The sequence below is a fragment of the Bacillus sp. FDAARGOS_527 genome (genome assembly GCF_003812125.1).
GTDB classification, from domain to species: Bacteria; Bacillota; Bacilli; order Bacillales; family Bacillaceae_G; genus Bacillus_A; species Bacillus_A paranthracis.
The window spans coordinates 5235586-5251330 of sequence record NZ_CP033795.1 but is presented as its reverse complement, the minus strand read 5'-3'; the positions used below and the strand labels follow the sequence as shown (position 1 = coordinate 5251330).

Annotated in this window: 15 protein-coding genes; 8 read left to right on the top strand and 7 right to left on the bottom strand. The window is 35.3% G+C overall.

The genetic code is table 11. The features are described 5' to 3' along the window. Positions 1-253 precede the first annotated feature (253 nt). From EGX95_RS29835 to opp4A, 5 genes are read left to right on the top strand one after another with little or no spacing between them, the layout of a single operon-like run. Entirely contained in the window at positions 254-1273 is a 1020-nt protein-coding gene (locus EGX95_RS29835; RefSeq protein WP_000795378.1) for an ABC transporter ATP-binding protein, read from the top strand. Beyond that, entirely contained in the window at positions 1260-2186 is a 927-nt protein-coding gene (locus tag EGX95_RS29830) for an ABC transporter ATP-binding protein (protein ID WP_001196377.1), read from the top strand. Before EGX95_RS29835 ends, EGX95_RS29830 begins: the two co-directional genes overlap by 14 nt. A gap of 14 nt (positions 2187-2200) precedes the next feature. Beyond that, positions 2201-3169, top strand: a complete 969-nt coding sequence (opp4B, locus tag EGX95_RS29825) for an oligopeptide ABC transporter permease (protein ID WP_063246580.1) — start codon at positions 2201-2203, stop codon at positions 3167-3169. An 18-nt stretch (positions 3170-3187) separates the two neighbouring features. Next, positions 3188-4093: an ABC transporter permease gene (locus tag EGX95_RS29820; RefSeq protein WP_000880733.1), complete on the top strand. Its 906-nt coding sequence runs from the start codon at positions 3188-3190 to the stop codon at positions 4091-4093. 14 nt (positions 4094-4107) lie between these two features. Then, a complete protein-coding gene (opp4A, locus tag EGX95_RS29815; protein ID WP_001039722.1) occupies positions 4108-5889 on the top strand; it encodes an oligopeptide ABC transporter substrate-binding protein in 1782 nt (593 codons plus the stop codon). Between the two features lie 103 nt (positions 5890-5992). On the opposite strand, the gene EGX95_RS29810 is transcribed toward opp4A, so the two are convergent. The 4 genes from EGX95_RS29810 to EGX95_RS29795 form a co-directional block, all read right to left on the bottom strand. Further along, the gene (locus EGX95_RS29810) at positions 5993-6118 is read right to left on the bottom strand and encodes a DUF4027 family protein (RefSeq protein ID WP_000738301.1); all 126 of its coding nucleotides are present in this window, start codon (positions 6116-6118) and stop codon (positions 5993-5995) included. 210 nt (positions 6119-6328) lie between these two features. Beyond that, positions 6329-6751 carry a universal stress protein gene (locus EGX95_RS29805; RefSeq protein WP_000277989.1) on the bottom strand — a complete coding sequence of 141 codons (423 nt, stop codon included), beginning with the start codon at positions 6749-6751 and terminating at the stop codon, positions 6329-6331. A 65-nt stretch (positions 6752-6816) separates the two neighbouring features. Then, entirely contained in the window at positions 6817-8268 is a 1452-nt protein-coding gene (locus tag EGX95_RS29800; RefSeq protein ID WP_000487906.1) for a SulP family inorganic anion transporter, read from the bottom strand. Positions 8269-8425: 157 nt separating this feature from the next. Continuing rightward, positions 8426-9673 carry a cell wall-binding repeat-containing protein gene (locus EGX95_RS29795; protein WP_000738896.1) on the bottom strand — a complete coding sequence of 416 codons (1248 nt, stop codon included), beginning with the start codon at positions 9671-9673 and terminating at the stop codon, positions 8426-8428. A gap of 173 nt (positions 9674-9846) precedes the next feature. Here EGX95_RS29795 and EGX95_RS29790 point away from each other — a divergent pair, with 173 nt between their 5' ends. Both EGX95_RS29790 and EGX95_RS29785 read left to right on the top strand, forming a co-directional pair. After that, positions 9847-10524, top strand: coding sequence for a response regulator transcription factor (locus EGX95_RS29790; RefSeq protein ID WP_000565489.1), 678 nt, complete (start codon positions 9847-9849; stop codon positions 10522-10524). An 11-nt stretch (positions 10525-10535) separates the two neighbouring features. Continuing rightward, entirely contained in the window at positions 10536-11927 is a 1392-nt protein-coding gene (locus EGX95_RS29785) for a sensor histidine kinase (RefSeq protein WP_000822578.1), read from the top strand. 157 nt (positions 11928-12084) lie between these two features. Here EGX95_RS29785 and EGX95_RS29780 read toward each other — a convergent pair whose 3' ends face one another. Then, positions 12085-12609: a dihydrofolate reductase family protein gene (locus tag EGX95_RS29780; protein WP_000085794.1), complete on the bottom strand. Its 525-nt coding sequence runs from the start codon at positions 12607-12609 to the stop codon at positions 12085-12087. 64 nt (positions 12610-12673) lie between these two features. Here EGX95_RS29780 and EGX95_RS29775 point away from each other — a divergent pair, with 64 nt between their 5' ends. After that, complete coding sequence (locus EGX95_RS29775; RefSeq protein ID WP_002026995.1) at positions 12674-13669, top strand: helix-turn-helix transcriptional regulator; 996 nt, start codon at positions 12674-12676, stop codon at positions 13667-13669. A gap of 29 nt (positions 13670-13698) precedes the next feature. On the opposite strand, the gene EGX95_RS29770 is transcribed toward EGX95_RS29775, so the two are convergent. Beyond that, entirely contained in the window at positions 13699-15117 is a 1419-nt protein-coding gene (locus EGX95_RS29770) for a hypothetical protein (protein WP_000185141.1), read from the bottom strand. After that, entirely contained in the window at positions 15083-15640 is a 558-nt protein-coding gene (locus EGX95_RS29765) for an RNA polymerase sigma factor (protein WP_000869293.1), read from the bottom strand. Before EGX95_RS29765 ends, EGX95_RS29770 begins: the two co-directional genes overlap by 35 nt. Between the last annotated feature and the right edge of the window lie 105 nt (positions 15641-15745).

Below are 15745 nucleotides of genomic sequence, written 5' to 3'. Positions count from 1 at the left end.
AGACTGTTCTTTCCAGAACGTCTCTCTTTTTTCTACATATAATACTTTTTTCTTACAAAAGATTTATTTCCCTCTCTTATACATGTTAGCGTTTTCAAAGCGCTTCAACTACTTATATACATGCATCCAATCTCTATATAAAAAGATTTTTGAATATTTTCTCAACTTATGCTTGTCAAACATTGTCAATTTATATTAAAATAACAACAACATACAAAATATTTAGTCTTTTCAGAAAGATGGAGGGATAGCCATGAAGAATCCACTTCTTCGCATTGAAAACTTACAGACTTCCTTTCGCATACAAGATCAATATCATGCCGCAGTTGATGATGTTTCGTTAACTGTCCATGAAAATGAAATTGTCGCGATAGTTGGTGAATCAGGTTGCGGAAAAAGTGCACTTGCCCTTTCCATTATGCGACTGCATAATGAAGCAAATACAAAATTACAAGGGCAGCTTAACTATAGAGATAAGGATTTACTAACGATGTCAGCCGCAGAGATGAATAAAGTACGCGGATCAAACATCGGTATGATTTTCCAAGAACCTCTTACAGCACTCGATCCTCTTATGACAGTTGGAAAACAAATCGAAGAAAATTTAGACTACCACACAAGCCTTTCAAAAGTTGAAAAGAAAGAACGCACCTTAGAACTACTTCATCAAGTTGGTATTCCAAAACCAGAACTTACATATAAACAATACCCACACGAATTATCTGGCGGAATGAGACAAAGAATTGTTATCGCAATTGCAATTGCTTGTAACCCAGCACTTATTATTGCAGATGAGCCAACAACGGCTCTTGATGTAACCATCCAAGCACAAATTTTAGACTTACTAAAATCTATTCAAGAACAAACGAAAATGGGCATCATTTTAATTACTCATGATTTAAGTGTTGTCGCAGAAACAGCCGATCGTATCGTCGTTATGTACGCTGGACAAGTTGTAGAAACAGGAAAAGTTGAAGAGATTTTTAACAACCCTCTTCACCCATATACTCGTTCTCTATTAAACTCCATTCCATCTGCGTATGCTGAAAAGGAAAAATTACATGTTATTCAAGGTGTTGTGCCGACATTAGCTAAGTTACCTCGCACAGGTTGTCGATTCCAAGCACGAATTCCGTGGATTAGACCTGATCAACATGAAGAAAATCCCGTTTTACATGAAGTAAAACCAGACCATTGGGTACGTTGCACTTGCTACAAACATTTTAACTTCCAAGATAAGAAAGGAGATGACGTAACTCATGGCACTGCTTAAAGTAGAAGATTTAAAAGTACACTTTCCAATTAAAGGTGGTATTTTCGGTCGTACATTAGATTACGTTCGTGCTGTTGATGGCGTAAGCTTCGAACTACAACCTGGCGAAACGTACGGAATCGTTGGGGAATCTGGGAGCGGCAAATCAACAACTGGAAAAGCAATTATGCACTTAACAAAAGCAACAGGCGGTAGCATTCATTTTAATAATAGAGATTTAACAAAATTAAGTCGCTCAGAACTAAGAGAACAGCGAAAAGATATTCAGATGATTTTTCAAGATCCTTATTCATCCTTAAACCCGAAGAAACGTGTTATGGATATTATCGCTGAACCACTTCGGAATTTTGAGAAACTCTCACCTGATGAAGAGCGTAGAGCTGTTCAAGATTATCTTGATAAAGTTGGCTTAAATCCAGAGTCTATTTATAAATACCCACATGAATTTTCCGGTGGACAAAGACAGCGGATTGGTATTGCACGCGCACTTACACTAAAGCCGAAGCTTATTATCGCAGATGAACCTGTATCTGCACTTGATGTGTCAGTACAAGCGCAAGTTTTAAACTTCTTACAAGATTTACAATCTGAACTCGGACTAACATACTTATTTATTAGTCATGATTTAGGTGTAATTCGCCATATGTGTGACCGTATCGGTGTTATGTATCGCGGACGCATTGTGGAAGAAGCAACTAGTGCTGAAATTTATAATAACCCACAGCACATCTATACGAAGCGCCTAATATCAGCTATTCCTGATATTCGTCCGGAAAACCGCGAACAACAGCGTAAATTGCGTCGTGAAGTAAGCACTGAGTACGAAAAATCATACGAAAATTATTTCAATGAAAATGGACGTGCTTACGATTTAAAACCAATCTCGCCAACTCACCGGGTGGCATTACCATAAGGGAGTGATAAAACATGTGGAAATTTATATTACGCCGGATTTTAGTTATGATACCGCAATTATTCGTATTAAGCGTACTCGTCTTTACACTTGCTAAAGCAATGCCAGGTGATGCATTAAGTGGCGCTGAACTAGCAAACCCAAAAGCCGATCCAAAAGTAATTGAAGAACAACGTGAGAAACTCGGGTTAAATAACCCTATTCCCACACAATATGTAAGGTGGATTTCAAATGCCGTACAAGGGGATTTCGGTATTTCTTACGCACATAAAATACAAGTAACAGATATTATTGGGGAACGCCTTGGTAATACAGTGCTGTTAGCTCTTCTAATTCTTATTCTTACTTATTTAATCGCCATTCCACTTGGCGTTATAAGTGGGCGTTGGAATGATACGTGGGCTGATCGACTCATTACACTCTATAACTTTTTAGGATTTGGTACCCCCCTATTTATTTTCGGATTAGTAATGTTATTCTTATTCGGCTTTTTATACCCGATCTTCCCTACAAGTGGTAGCGTTGATCCACAAGTGGCAGCCGGATCATTTGATTACTATTTAAGTAAATTAAATCATATGATTTTACCAGCTTTATCTGGGGCATTAATTGGCACTGTAGGAACTGTACAATATTTACGAAGTGAAATTATTGATACGAAACATAAAGATTTTGTACGCACAGTAAAAGCAAAAGGTGTACCAGAATCTAAAGTATATTCCAGACATATTTTACGAAATTCATTTTTACCAATTGCAGCATTTTTAGGATATGAAATTACAGGTTTAGTTGGTGGCTCTATTATTCTAGAAAATATTTTCGGCTACCCTGGAATTGGACAACTATTTTTCCAATCTATCACTCAACGTGATTTCAGTGTCGTAACTGCTCTTGTATTATTTACTGGATTCGCAACGCTACTCGGGACTCTTCTTTCCGATATTATTCTAAGCATCGTTGATCCACGTATTCGTATTGATTAATGGAGGTGAAGAAACGTTATGTTAGCAAATCCCGAAAAACAAACTGAAGTCATTCATTACGAAAAGAGCCCTTCTGGTTTCTCCATTATGTGGCGAGAATTTCGTAAAGATAAACTAGCAATGTTTTCCCTATTCTTTTTAGCTTTAATATTAATAGCCGTTTATACAACTTCATTTATTATGAAACAAGAAGATATCGTTCGAGTCGATTTGTTCGCCATTTATGATCCTCCTTCTGCTGAACATTGGCTAGGAACTGATTATGGAGGCCGTGATATTTTCGGACAATTAATTATTGGTACACGTAATTCCTTTACAGTTGGTTTAGCTATCACTCTTTTATCAACTCTTATCGGTCTTACGATGGGACTAATTGCTGGCTATTTTGGAGGAGTTGTCGATAACATTATCATGCGTTTTATCGACTTTATGATGATTTTACCATTCTTAATGATTGTTATCGTATTTATCTCACTCGTTCCAACTTTCAATATTACTACATTTATTCTCATAATGACCGCTTTCTTATGGGTCGGAAAAGCAAGGCTTATACGCTCTAAAGTATTAACTGAGAAAGAACTTGATTACGTATCCGCATCCAAAACGTTAGGAACACCAAATTGGAAGATTATCTTCCAACAAATATTACCTAATTTAAGTTCTATTATTATCGTAAATATTACATTAAATCTTGCTGGTAACATCGGGATTGAATCTAGTTTAACTTACTTAGGTTTTGGTCTACCAGAAAGTACACCGAGTCTTGGTACACTTGTAAGTTATGCAACAAACCCGGATGTATTGCAAGAAAAATGGTGGATTTGGTTACCCGCATCAATCATGATTTTAGTGTTGATGCTGTGTATAAATTTTATTGGTCAAGCGTTAAAGCGTGCGGCTGATGCGAGACAAAGAAAAGGTTAAGGGGTGGAGAAATTATGAACAAACCAAAATTGTACAAAGTATTAAGTACACTTGCTGCTTCAACATTATTACTATCTGCATGTGGGGGTGCTGATAGCGGTAGCAAAAAGGCAAACACGAAAAAAGTAGAAACAAATAAATTTAGTGCTGCTGTAAAAAATGATGGTAAAGAAATTAAAGACGGATCATTAACATATGGACTCGTTTCAAATTCACCTTTTGCTGGTGTTTTAAGTAGGGTATTGTATGAAGTTGCTCCAGATTCAGAAATTATGGATTTCTTTGATGAAGGTTTATTAGCTTCAGATAAAAACTGGGAAATCACAAATGACGGTGCTGCAACGTATACAATTTCTGAAGATAAAAAAACAATTACTATTAAGATTAAAGATAATGTAAAATGGCACGATGGTAACCCTGTAACCGCTGAGGATTTAGAATATTCTTACTTGATTATTGGTAATAGTAAATATACAGGTATCCGTTACGATACACAAATGCAAATGATTGAAGGTATGGAAGAATATCACACTGGAAAAGCTGAAAAAATCTCTGGTATTAAAGTAGTCGATCCAAAAACAATTTCGATTACTTATAAAGAAGTAAACCCTTCACTGAAAACTGGTATTTGGACATATCCTACACCTAAAAAATATTTAGGCGATGTACCGATTGAAAAACTAGCTGAATCTGATAAGATTCGTCAAAATCCAATTGGATTCGGACCATTTAAAGTGAAGAAAATCGTTCCTGGTGAATCAGTTGAGTATGAGCGCTTCGATGATTACTGGGCTGGCAAACCTAAACTAAAAAATGTAACATTAAAAGTTGTAAATCCATCTATTGTTAGTGCATCTCTGAAAAAAGGTGACATTGATATTGCATCAATTACTGCTGATCAATATCCAAACGTAAGTAAATTAAAAAATACACAACTAGTAGGAAAAACTGCGCTGGCTTACACTTATATCGGATTTAAATTTGGACATATGGACAAAGCAAAGAATGAAGCTGTAATGGATAACGATAAGTTCAAAGATGTTCGTTTACGTCAAGCAATGGCTTATGCAATTGATAGAGAAAAATTAGGAGAAAAAGTATATCACGGACTTCGTGTTCCAGCTAACTCTCCAATTCCACCATCTATGCCAAAGTACCATAATAACAATGCTGGCGCATATAACTTAGATGTAGATAAAGCGAAAAAACTATTAGATGAAGCTGGCTATAAAGACAAAAATGGTGACGGATTCCGCGAGGATCCAAAAGGTAATGAATTTAAAATTAACTTCCTAGCTAGTAACGGTAGCGAAACAAGTGAACCACTGGCTAAATTCTATATTCAATCTTGGAAAGATATTGGCTTAAAAGTAGAACTTGTTGATGGACGCTTACATGAATTTAATGCTATGCGTGAAATGATTAAAAAAGATGATCCAAAGGTTGATATTTTCTCTGGTGCTTGGAACACTGGTTCTGATCCTGACCTTTCTGGTCTATGGGGTAAAAATGCTGGATTTAACTATCAACGCTGGGTAAATGATGAAAATACTAAATTATTAGACGCTGGATTATCAGAAAAAGCTACTGATGAAAAATATCGTAAAGAAGTATACGATAAATGGCAAAAATTAATTCATGACGAAGCACCGATGATTCCAATTCATTACACATTCGATTTAACAGGTGTTAATAAGCGCGTGAAAGATTTTAATGTCAATGCCGAAGTGAACCAAATTACTTCACAATGGAAAGACGTTACTGTAACAAGTGAAAAACCAGAAGTAGAAAAATAATCATAAAAATAGCTCTTAGCATTTACTTACTGCTAAGAGCTATTTTTTATTTACAATCCTTTTCTGACTATTCATAACAACCAATTCCTTCCCCACTCTAAAATCAAAAGATTTGATGAATCATCTTTATTACAACGGCTAACGTAACAGATGCAGCAAATCCCCCTAAACAAATAAGACTGACACCTTGGCTATATGATAAATTTTGAAGTGCTTTCATCTTTTTCATCCTCCCTATCTCCCCTTCGTTATTTTTATTTTACCAATGGAATAATTTTCATAACATCGATTTTTCTGACAACAAACTTACAAATTTGTAAGTTAACATTTCTTAAAACTTATGTATCTATTATGCCCTCTCTTTCCCCCCTTTATACGTAAAAAAAGACCTTGAATTATATCAAGGCCCTGCTTACACTACAGAATATCTCACTCAATTTTATTTAATAATCATCACCGGACATTTCACACGCTTTGCTATTTTATGACTCACACTACCAAGCACCATCTCTTGCAGTGTATTTAGCCCTCTACTCCCAGCTATAACAAGATCTATATCTCCTGTATTTACATATTGAACAATCGTATCTCCTGGATCGCCATGTAATATCGTAATTTTATAAGAAATGTTCTCTTTCTTTAATAAACCTTCAATCTCTTTTAATTTATCTTTTCGGCTAGCTGATACTGTTTCTAAATCTGTTTGACCTTGTATAATATCTGATTTTGCCGTTCTATTATCTACAACGTACACCACTTCAACATTTGTTTCTTCGTTAAATTTTGCAATATGTGTCGCGTGCTCTGCCGCTCGAAGTGCATGTTCAGAACCATCACATGCTAATATAATTTGTTTATACATATGCTGAATCCCCTTTTCGTTATCCTACTCGTATTATATAATAAAGCCCCCTAAAAAGGAGGCTTCTAACTAGCAATTCTTTTATTATAATTAGCTAAATTTGTAACAAGTTTTGCACTACGTTCATTTAATCCCGTTATACTTACTTTCACGCCACTTTGTTCATACTTCATGATAACTTTATCAATTGATGCCACTGCTGAATCATCCCATACGTGTGCGTGCGTAAAATTCAATTCAATTTCTTTTACATCTTCCTCAAATGAAAAATGTTTTATAAAATCTGCCGTAGATGCAAAGAAAAGTTGGCCGTGAATTTCGTATATTTTCTTATTTTCAATATATAAATGTTTCACGTGAATCTTTGCCATATTGAATGCAAATAAAACCGCACTAATTACTGTTCCGATAATTACACCTAATGCTAAATTATGTGTAATTAAGACAACCACAACTGTTACGATCATAACAAATGCATTCCCTTTTGGTACTTTATGAATCGTTGTTACAGAGTTCCAATCAAATGTTCCGATTGAAACCATAATCATAACCGCAACTAAAGCTGCCATCGGAATATGAACAACATAATCACCTAAAACAAATAGTAATACGATTAAAAATCCGCCCGCTACAAATGTTGATAAACGACCTCGTCCGCCTGATTTAATATTAATGACAGATTGTCCGATCATTGCACATCCTGCCATTCCTCCGAAGAAACCAGCGACAATATTTGCAATACCTTGCCCACGCGCTTCCTTATGTTTATTACTTTCCGTATGCGTCATATCATCTAAAACTGAAGCTGTTAATAATGACTCTAGTAAACCGATAATTGCAAGCATAACTGCGTACGGTAAAATAATCCCTAATGTCTCAAGCGTAAAAGGCACGTCAGGAATGCTAAAGAACGGTAATTCTTTCGGTAAGCTTCCCATATCCCCTACTGTTTTCAACTGTAATCCGCTCATAATTGCAATACTCGTCACAATAATAATGGAAATAAGTGTAGACGGTACAGCCGTCGTAATACGTGGAAATACATATATAATTACAAGTCCTAATGCGACAAGTGCATACATTTGCCAAGTTGCATTTTTAAAATGCGGCAATTGCGCTGTAAAAACTAAAATCCCAAGTGAATTTAAAAAACCACTCATAACAGATTTCGGAACAAACTTCATAAATGAGCTCAGTTTGAACACGCCAAAAATAATTTGGACAATACCTGTTAATATTGTGGTAGCAAATAAATATTGCAAACCATGATCTTTAACAAGCGTTACCATTAATAATGCCATTGCACCTGTTGCAGCTGAAATCATCCCAGTTCTTCCACCAACAAATGAAATGGTAACAGCAATACAAAAGGCTGCGTATAACCCAACGGTCGGATCCACACCTGCAATAACAGAGAAAGCTATCGCTTCAGGAATTAATGCTAAAGCAACGACAATTCCTGATAAAACGTCCCCTCTCACATTAGAAAACCAATCATTTTTTATCGTTTGAAACAAAATACCACTCCTCTACTCTTTTCTCATTTGATTTTCTCCATAAGAAAATCTAAGCCGACTGCACGAAGGCTATTATATAACGAGTAGAGAGATTTTTGCTATGTAAAAGTTTCCTAAAGAAAAAGACGCTACCTTAGCAGCGTCTTCTCTCATTTCATTAATGTCCACCGTGCCCTTGACCACTTTCTTGCACAATCTCTAACCTCTCATCTAATATTCCTTGTGTTTCAAATGAAATATCACTCGTACTTCCTAATAAGAAGCCGTGGTTATACGGTCCAAGCGTTGGGTCATTTTTAAACTTCGGTTGAATAGTAGCAAGGAAATCATACACTGGTTGTGAAGCTTTTCCTTCCTCTAATAAGATAACAGGTGCGTGTTTACCCATATGTGAAAAAGGTGCTCCTGCAACGGCTAAGTCTGGTGTTTTGCTTGAAACAAATGATACACCGTGTCCTGGTTTTGTGAACCCCCATCCAAATTTTGTTTTTTCATCTTTAAACTTTGCAAATGCAATAGAATTTTCTACTGGATTCTCTCCACTAATACGCGTTACTTTCCCGTATTTGCTTAACTCTTTTTCCACTTCTTTTGAAATGATTTTTTCTGGTCCTAATACATATATATTCGCTTTATCTTTTCTCATCTTTAATGCCTCTATCGTCGCTTTTGGCACCTTATCTTTCTCTGTATATAAAAGCGGTTCTGGCATATGAGAAATCCAGTTTACAGCTGGTGTTGTATATAAACGTCCTTCTTCTTCAGACGAACCGATAATAACACTATTTGGATAGCTTCCTGTTATATCAGCATATTCTTTATCCACATCTTTAGCAAATGTAGCTGGATCCGTTTCTTTTATTTGCTTTACTTTATAATCTTTTAATTGCTCAAGGATAGATGCACCGACATCCCCCATCACCATAATTTGTGTTCCATCTTTCGTTCCGAGCGGATTTAGCCGTTTTATTTCTTTTAACGTCATCTCGGGTACCTTTTCTTTTTCTATAAATAGAATTGGTCCGTTATTCGGATGATGAATAAGGTCTGCACTTGCAATACCTAATTGCCACTCGTTTACTGGTACTAAAATAACAGCGCCTGGCTGATTCTCTTTATGTGTTGCTGGCCATATCGTCTGCGAAGTTAATACTGCCATTTGCAGAGGATCATTTGTGTTTAATCTCGTTACATTTTTTAAACTTGTTGTTAATAAATCATTTGATGCACCTTGATTCATTTCTTTCGGTGCAGTTACTTCCTGATTCATTTTCATTTCCTTCTGCTCTGTTTTCTTCTCTTCTTTAGATTCATGATTTTTATGATCTGTATTTGTTTGTCCACATGCCGCAAGACCAACTGCTGTAATTATTGTTATCCCAAAAACTCGGGTCATTTTTTTCACTATACCGCCTCCGTATGAATCATTTTCGAGCCAATATCATTACCTAAAATGGAATTTCAACTTTACAATAACAAGCAATTCTGAAGAAATTATGCAGACGCATTATAATCTGCACCATTTCTTCATGATTTTGCATTACAATTTAAGCAAAGATTACATATGGAGGGCTCTCTATGATTGATATACTGCTCGTAGACGATGAACCGAGAATGCTTGAATTATTAACACTTTATCTTACTCCCACTGGATATAACTGCATATGTGCACGATCCGGAGAAGAAGCAATTTCACATATAGAAAATCAAAACTTTAAATTTGTTTTACTCGATATTATGATGCCAACGATGGACGGATGGGAAACGTGTAAAAAAATCCGCTCATTTAGTAACGTTCCTATCATTATGGTAACAGCTCGTGATCAAACGATAGATGTCGTCCAAGGATTAAAAATCGGAGCAGATGATTACGTAACGAAACCTTTCCATGAAGAAGAGCTTTTCGCAAGAATTGAAGCTGTTTTAAGGCGAACGAATCAACGAACGCAAATCCAATATCACGGCATTTTATGGGATGAGGCAAAGCATTTCGTTTCTGTCTATAACGAAGAACTTCTTCTTACACCAATTGAATTCTCTTTACTCGGATTATTTTTACGTCATGTGAACTACGTATTGAACCGTGATCAGCTCATTGAACGAATTTGGGGATTAAATACAAATACAGAAGATAGAACTGTCGATTCACATATTCGTAATTTGCGTGATAAATTACGAAAAGTAAATTTCCCTATTGATGATCATTTAAAAACTGTGTACGGAGTTGGCTATCGATGGGTTGATACTCTAGATTAAGGAGCAAAGCAATGAAGCGAATTTCTATTCAGCTCGGATTTTATTTTTTGATTGTTACACTTTTAATCGAAAGTGTTCTATTTGTCTCGCTTTATTATAGTCTTGTCAACAATAGAGTAAATGAAGAAATGACAGCTTTATTAAAGCGCGGAAATAGTCACAGAGATGTCCTTGAAAAGTATTTTGATAAGCAAACAATCTCTCATGTTGCACTAATGGAATCCGAAGCCGAAACCACTGTTGTTATTACAAATGCAAATAAGGAAGTACTAGCTAAATCCAATGAAATAAATACTACTATAAAAAAGCATATTGAAAAGATGCAAACGCGGACAGATCATGACGGAGCAATTATAGAGAATCACTGGAAAACATCTAATTATATATGTACGGTTAGTCCAATTATAGTCGCAGGAAAAACGGAAGGCTACGTATATATGTTTCTTGGAACGGCATCAATAGAAGAAATGGTGAATGGACTAACAAGACAATTTATTATTGCTGGAGGCATTACTTTTCTATTAACAGCCATCACCATCTTTCTATTATCACGTTTGTTAACAAAACCATTGTTACACATGAAACATGCCACTGAAAAAATGAGTAAAGGAGATTTATCAGTTTCATTAACGACTACTCGAAATGATGAAATTGGTGAACTAGCATCATCTATTCAAACACTCGCAAATGATTTACATTATATGAAAACAGAGCGAAGTGAATTTCTGGCAAGTGTTGCTCATGAATTACGAACACCATTAACATACGTAAGAGGTTATGCTGACATTGCTTCAAAAGAAGCAACATCTCCTGAGCAACGTTTGCGGTATTTATCTATTATAAAAGATGAGTCTGATTACATCACAAACTTAGTTCAAGATTTGTTCTCCCTTGCACAAATGGAACAACATAACTTTTCTATTCAAGTAAAGGAAGTGCATTTACACACCTTCCTTACGCGTATATGTGAAAAAGTAAACGCCATGTATAAAGAAAGGTACATTAAAGTTTCTTTCTCTTGTCCTCCTACACTGCTAGTAAACTTAGATGAACAACGATTCGAACAAGTTGTGGTGAATATTTTAAATAACGCTTATAGACATTCAAAAGAGTATTCTCTTATCCACATTTCTGTTACTGAAGAACATAAAAGTATTTCCATTACAATTGAAGATGAAGGTGAAGGTATTCCGCTTGAAGACCTCCCTCACATTTTCGACCGCTTTTATCGAGTTGATAAAGCGAGATCACGAGCTACAGGCGGAACTGGTTTAGGATTATCTATCGTGAAAGAAATTGTAGAGCTGCACGGTGGGAATATTACTGTAACGAGCGAAGTCGATCACGGGTCTTGCTTTATCATTTCATTACCATCTGTAAAGAAACACGACTACCATCAGTAGTCGTGTTTCTTTATCATTTTACTTTATCCCGCTTTAATGGGCAGTAAGACCCCCAACTCAAAATTCAGCGAAAGCAAAGAATTTAGGTGGGGGATCAACTGCCCCTAAAAGTCCGATTGGTTCAACTAATAATCAGTGGGATGAAGCCCCCCACTGATTAAAGTTTCACTTTATAATATAAATTTACAAATTGTCCAAAACGTTTCGTATACGTTAAAGTTAAATGAATTTCCGGGTTCTTGTCTTGAAATAACGGAACTCCAGAACCTAATATATGTGGTGTAATCGTAACAACATATTCATCAATTAGATTATTCTTAAAGAACTCTCTCAGTAGACTCCCTCCACCGACCATCCATATTTTAGATCCTTCTTGCTCTTTCAACCTTTTTGTAAACTCCACTACATCTTCATTTACAAACTCCACGTGTTCGTTTGAACCTTTTTCTGAGTTAGAGAAAACATAACATTTTTTATCTACATACGGGAATGTTTCCATATGCTCTACTACATAATCGTACGTTCTTTTTCCCATGATTATCGTATCAATTGTTTCATACATTTCTGTATAACCGTTATCTCCCTCTCCTTCCGTTTCCATTAACCACTCTAAATCATCATTTTCTTTCGCAATATATCCATCTAAGCTCGCCGCAATAAATAAAACGATTTCACGTGACATATCTTTTCCTCCTTGTATCTCATCTTGATAACATATGATGTAAACAATATACTAACAATAAAACATGACAATTTATGTCACGTTAAAAAGAAAAAAGGTGATACATTTGTCAAAAGCTAAACGCTTATTAGATATTCTTATATTTGCTTCTGCCAAAAAGACATTTACAGCGCAAGAAATAGCTGATGAATTTAATATCTCCGTTCGTACTGTCCATAGATACATTTTAGATTTAAGTGATATGGGGTTGCCCATTTACGCAGAACAAGGTCGTAACGGCGGCTATAAAGTATTAACGAATAGAGTCATTCCACCTATCTTATTTACGGAAGAAGAAGCAGTCTCCATCTTTTTTGCTTTTCAATCTTTAAGTTACTATCGAGACTTGCCTTTTAACACAGAAATCAATTCCGTTACACATAAACTGTATAGCTCCCTACAACATGATGCGAAAACGAAAGTTGATAAAATACGTTCTTATATCGCTTTTTGGAATCCGAAGCGTACAATTGATACCCCTCTTTTAAACGAAGTATTAACCGCGGCTATTGAAAATAAAAATTTACACTTTCAATATGAATCTAAATCGGGGATAAAAACAAAACATGTTCATCCTATCGGTGTATATGCTCATGACGGGCTATGGTACTTACCATCCTATGACTTCAGTAGAAAAAAAGTATTACTGTATCGCGTTGATCGTATTCTTTCTATATTATCAACAGAAGAAAGTGAAAGTACGTTCATGAATTTAGAAGAATGGTTTGACTCTAGCTCTAACGTCATAAACATTCCTATCCAGTTACATGTTTTATTAACGACAGAAGGTGTGCGCCAATGTAAAAGCGTGCCTTACCTTGAAGAATTCGTTGTAGTAAATGAGGACGGAACAGGATATATACATTCAACAATTGATAAAGGTGAAATAAACTTTATTACCCCTTTATTTTATAGGCTTGGAAAAGATGCACAAGTGTTAGAACCGAAAGAATTAATAGATGGTTTACGTATACGTGCGAAAGAAATTTTACATATGTATGAAGACGAAAAAAGCTGCTAAATATAAGCAGCTTTTTAGTCTCTTTGTTACTATTGACGAATATCAATCCACCAACGATATTCCGCATTCATATTTTCAGTGCCACCATTCCCTCTGTAATGGAAAGCATCCAAAAAGATTGAATCTAGTTTATCCTCATCTACAAAATAACCTAAGTTAACCTTCACCGTTTGTCCTGGTTGGATACTACCAATATTGTAGAAGCTTTTTCCATCTCCATGAGGCTCTAAATAATCAACTTCGCCTGTCATAATATTTTTTTCTGCGATTCCATCTTTCCCAGCATACTTCCATGCATTTCCTTTACCTTGAAGCACTTGTATGGATGGATGCATATAAATTTCTTCTGTCTTCTGTTTACCTATATTTTTAACTGTTGTTGTCAGATAAACGAATTTAGGGTGAACTAATTTTGATTCTACTAATTGATCAATCGAATCTTTACCATTTCCAATTTTATATTTATCCCTTCTATACGGTATCAATTGTCCTGCTTGATCCAAAGCTTGATTCTCGCTTAGTCTTCCTAATCCCATTTCATTAAAGTTTTCTTGCTTAAAATCTTTAATTGAATCAAAAACTTCAACTTTCTCTATCACATATTCAATTTGACTGTTATCCATAGATATCGTTACTGGAACCTTTTGCCCTATATGAAATAGTCGTTTGCTATCCTTCTTCAAAGGAATTACCTTAGTTGTTTTACTTTCTTGGCTAAAATACTTTTTATCATAATCGCTTATATATGATGACTTTTCTTTTGACGTGGGCTCAAGTGAAATGCTCCCTAGCACATCTATCATTTGTTCTTCGTTTATATCATTTCCAATATAACTTTGTAACATAATTCCTTCTTCCTCAAAATAGAGAAAAATTACTCTATTAAACATTAAATCTTTATTACCATTTTCTCTATGGACAATTACTGCCTTCTTACCATTTATCTCTTTTTCTTCATAACTTTTCGAGTACAGAGTTGGAAAATCTGAATTCCCTCCTACTCTCCAAAGAACGAATGAAAATCCACCCATTGCGTAGTTATCTTTAAAGGAATATTTCATAGCAGAGTCATCAATTGCTTCCATATTTTCTGGTAATTTACCTATTTTCAGCTTATACCACTTATCACTCTTTTTTGAGTCCTTGTTTGTTACCGAAACATTTACTTCGTAATTTTGTTTTTGGACAATCATATTATAGACTTTCACTGCACCAAAAACGGTTGTCGGCATACCAATCAATAAGCAAGCAGCAGCGATTAACATACGATGTTTTTTACGCTTTTTCTGTGGTTGTCCATTTTTCAGCTTCATTTCCTCCATAAACAATTTCTTTTTACGCGTATATGTATGTGAAAATTCATGTCGTTCTTCGAGTTTATCAAAATCATCTAAAGCAATTTTTTCAGCAAGTTCATACATTTCTTTGGAGTTCTTTGAATTCGTCATGTTGTATACCTCCTATCATATTTTGAACTCGTTTTCGAGCACGCTCAAACTGCTTGCGGACATTAGCCTCCGTTATTCCCATAACACTTGAAATTTCTTGATACGTTAAGTTATAGAAGACTTTATACTTAAACACCTGTCTGTTAGATTCACTTAATTCTGTTAGCAATGTATCAATTTGAACCTCAGACATTTTACGTTTTTCCCACTCTTCAATATTTTCATCTACTGCTTCTATTGATTCTCTTTCATATTCTTCTAAAAATGTTTCATGTCGTCTATTTTTCCGGTAGCTATCAATCGCCTTGTTTTTCGCAACCCTCAAAATGTAGCGTTTAAGCTCTTCAGTACTCAAGCTATGGAGCTTTTCCAAGTTCTTATAAAGAGTAATAAACGTCTCTTGAACCGAATCTTCGGCCTGCTGAATATTATTTAAAATAGAATACGCTACATAATAAACTTTTTGTTCATACAACTCATATAGCTCTTCCATCTTTTCATAATCGTTGTTTGTAACTTTCATATAATTCCTCCTCTCACTCTATATAACGAATGAGCGCTATACTTTGTGACACTGCAAAATCTTTTTATAGGTAAAATTTAATAATAGAATAAACAAAAGCCCAAT

Excerpts from the sequence above, each read along its gene's own strand:
- EGX95_RS29835 (WP_000795378.1), top strand. The coding sequence starts at position 254 with ATGAAGAATCCACTTCTTCGCATTGAAAACTTACAGACTTCCTTTCGC.
- EGX95_RS29830 (WP_001196377.1), top strand. The coding sequence starts at position 1,260 with ATGGCACTGCTTAAAGTAGAAGATTTAAAAGTACACTTTCCAATTAAA.
- opp4B (WP_063246580.1), top strand. The coding sequence starts at position 2,201 with ATGTGGAAATTTATATTACGCCGGATTTTAGTTATGATACCGCAATTA.
- EGX95_RS29820 (WP_000880733.1), top strand. The coding sequence starts at position 3,188 with ATGTTAGCAAATCCCGAAAAACAAACTGAAGTCATTCATTACGAAAAG.
- opp4A (WP_001039722.1), top strand. The coding sequence starts at position 4,108 with ATGAACAAACCAAAATTGTACAAAGTATTAAGTACACTTGCTGCTTCA.
- EGX95_RS29810 (WP_000738301.1), bottom strand. The coding sequence starts at position 6,118 with ATGAAAAAGATGAAAGCACTTCAAAATTTATCATATAGCCAAGGTGTC.
- EGX95_RS29805 (WP_000277989.1), bottom strand. The coding sequence starts at position 6,751 with ATGTATAAACAAATTATATTAGCATGTGATGGTTCTGAACATGCACTT.
- EGX95_RS29790 (WP_000565489.1), top strand. The coding sequence starts at position 9,847 with ATGATTGATATACTGCTCGTAGACGATGAACCGAGAATGCTTGAATTA.
- EGX95_RS29785 (WP_000822578.1), top strand. The coding sequence starts at position 10,536 with ATGAAGCGAATTTCTATTCAGCTCGGATTTTATTTTTTGATTGTTACA.
- EGX95_RS29780 (WP_000085794.1), bottom strand. The coding sequence starts at position 12,609 with ATGTCACGTGAAATCGTTTTATTTATTGCGGCGAGCTTAGATGGATAT.
- EGX95_RS29775 (WP_002026995.1), top strand. The coding sequence starts at position 12,674 with ATGACAATTTATGTCACGTTAAAAAGAAAAAAGGTGATACATTTGTCA.
- EGX95_RS29770 (WP_000185141.1), bottom strand. The coding sequence starts at position 15,117 with ATGACGAATTCAAAGAACTCCAAAGAAATGTATGAACTTGCTGAAAAA.
- EGX95_RS29765 (WP_000869293.1), bottom strand. The coding sequence starts at position 15,640 with ATGAAAGTTACAAACAACGATTATGAAAAGATGGAAGAGCTATATGAG.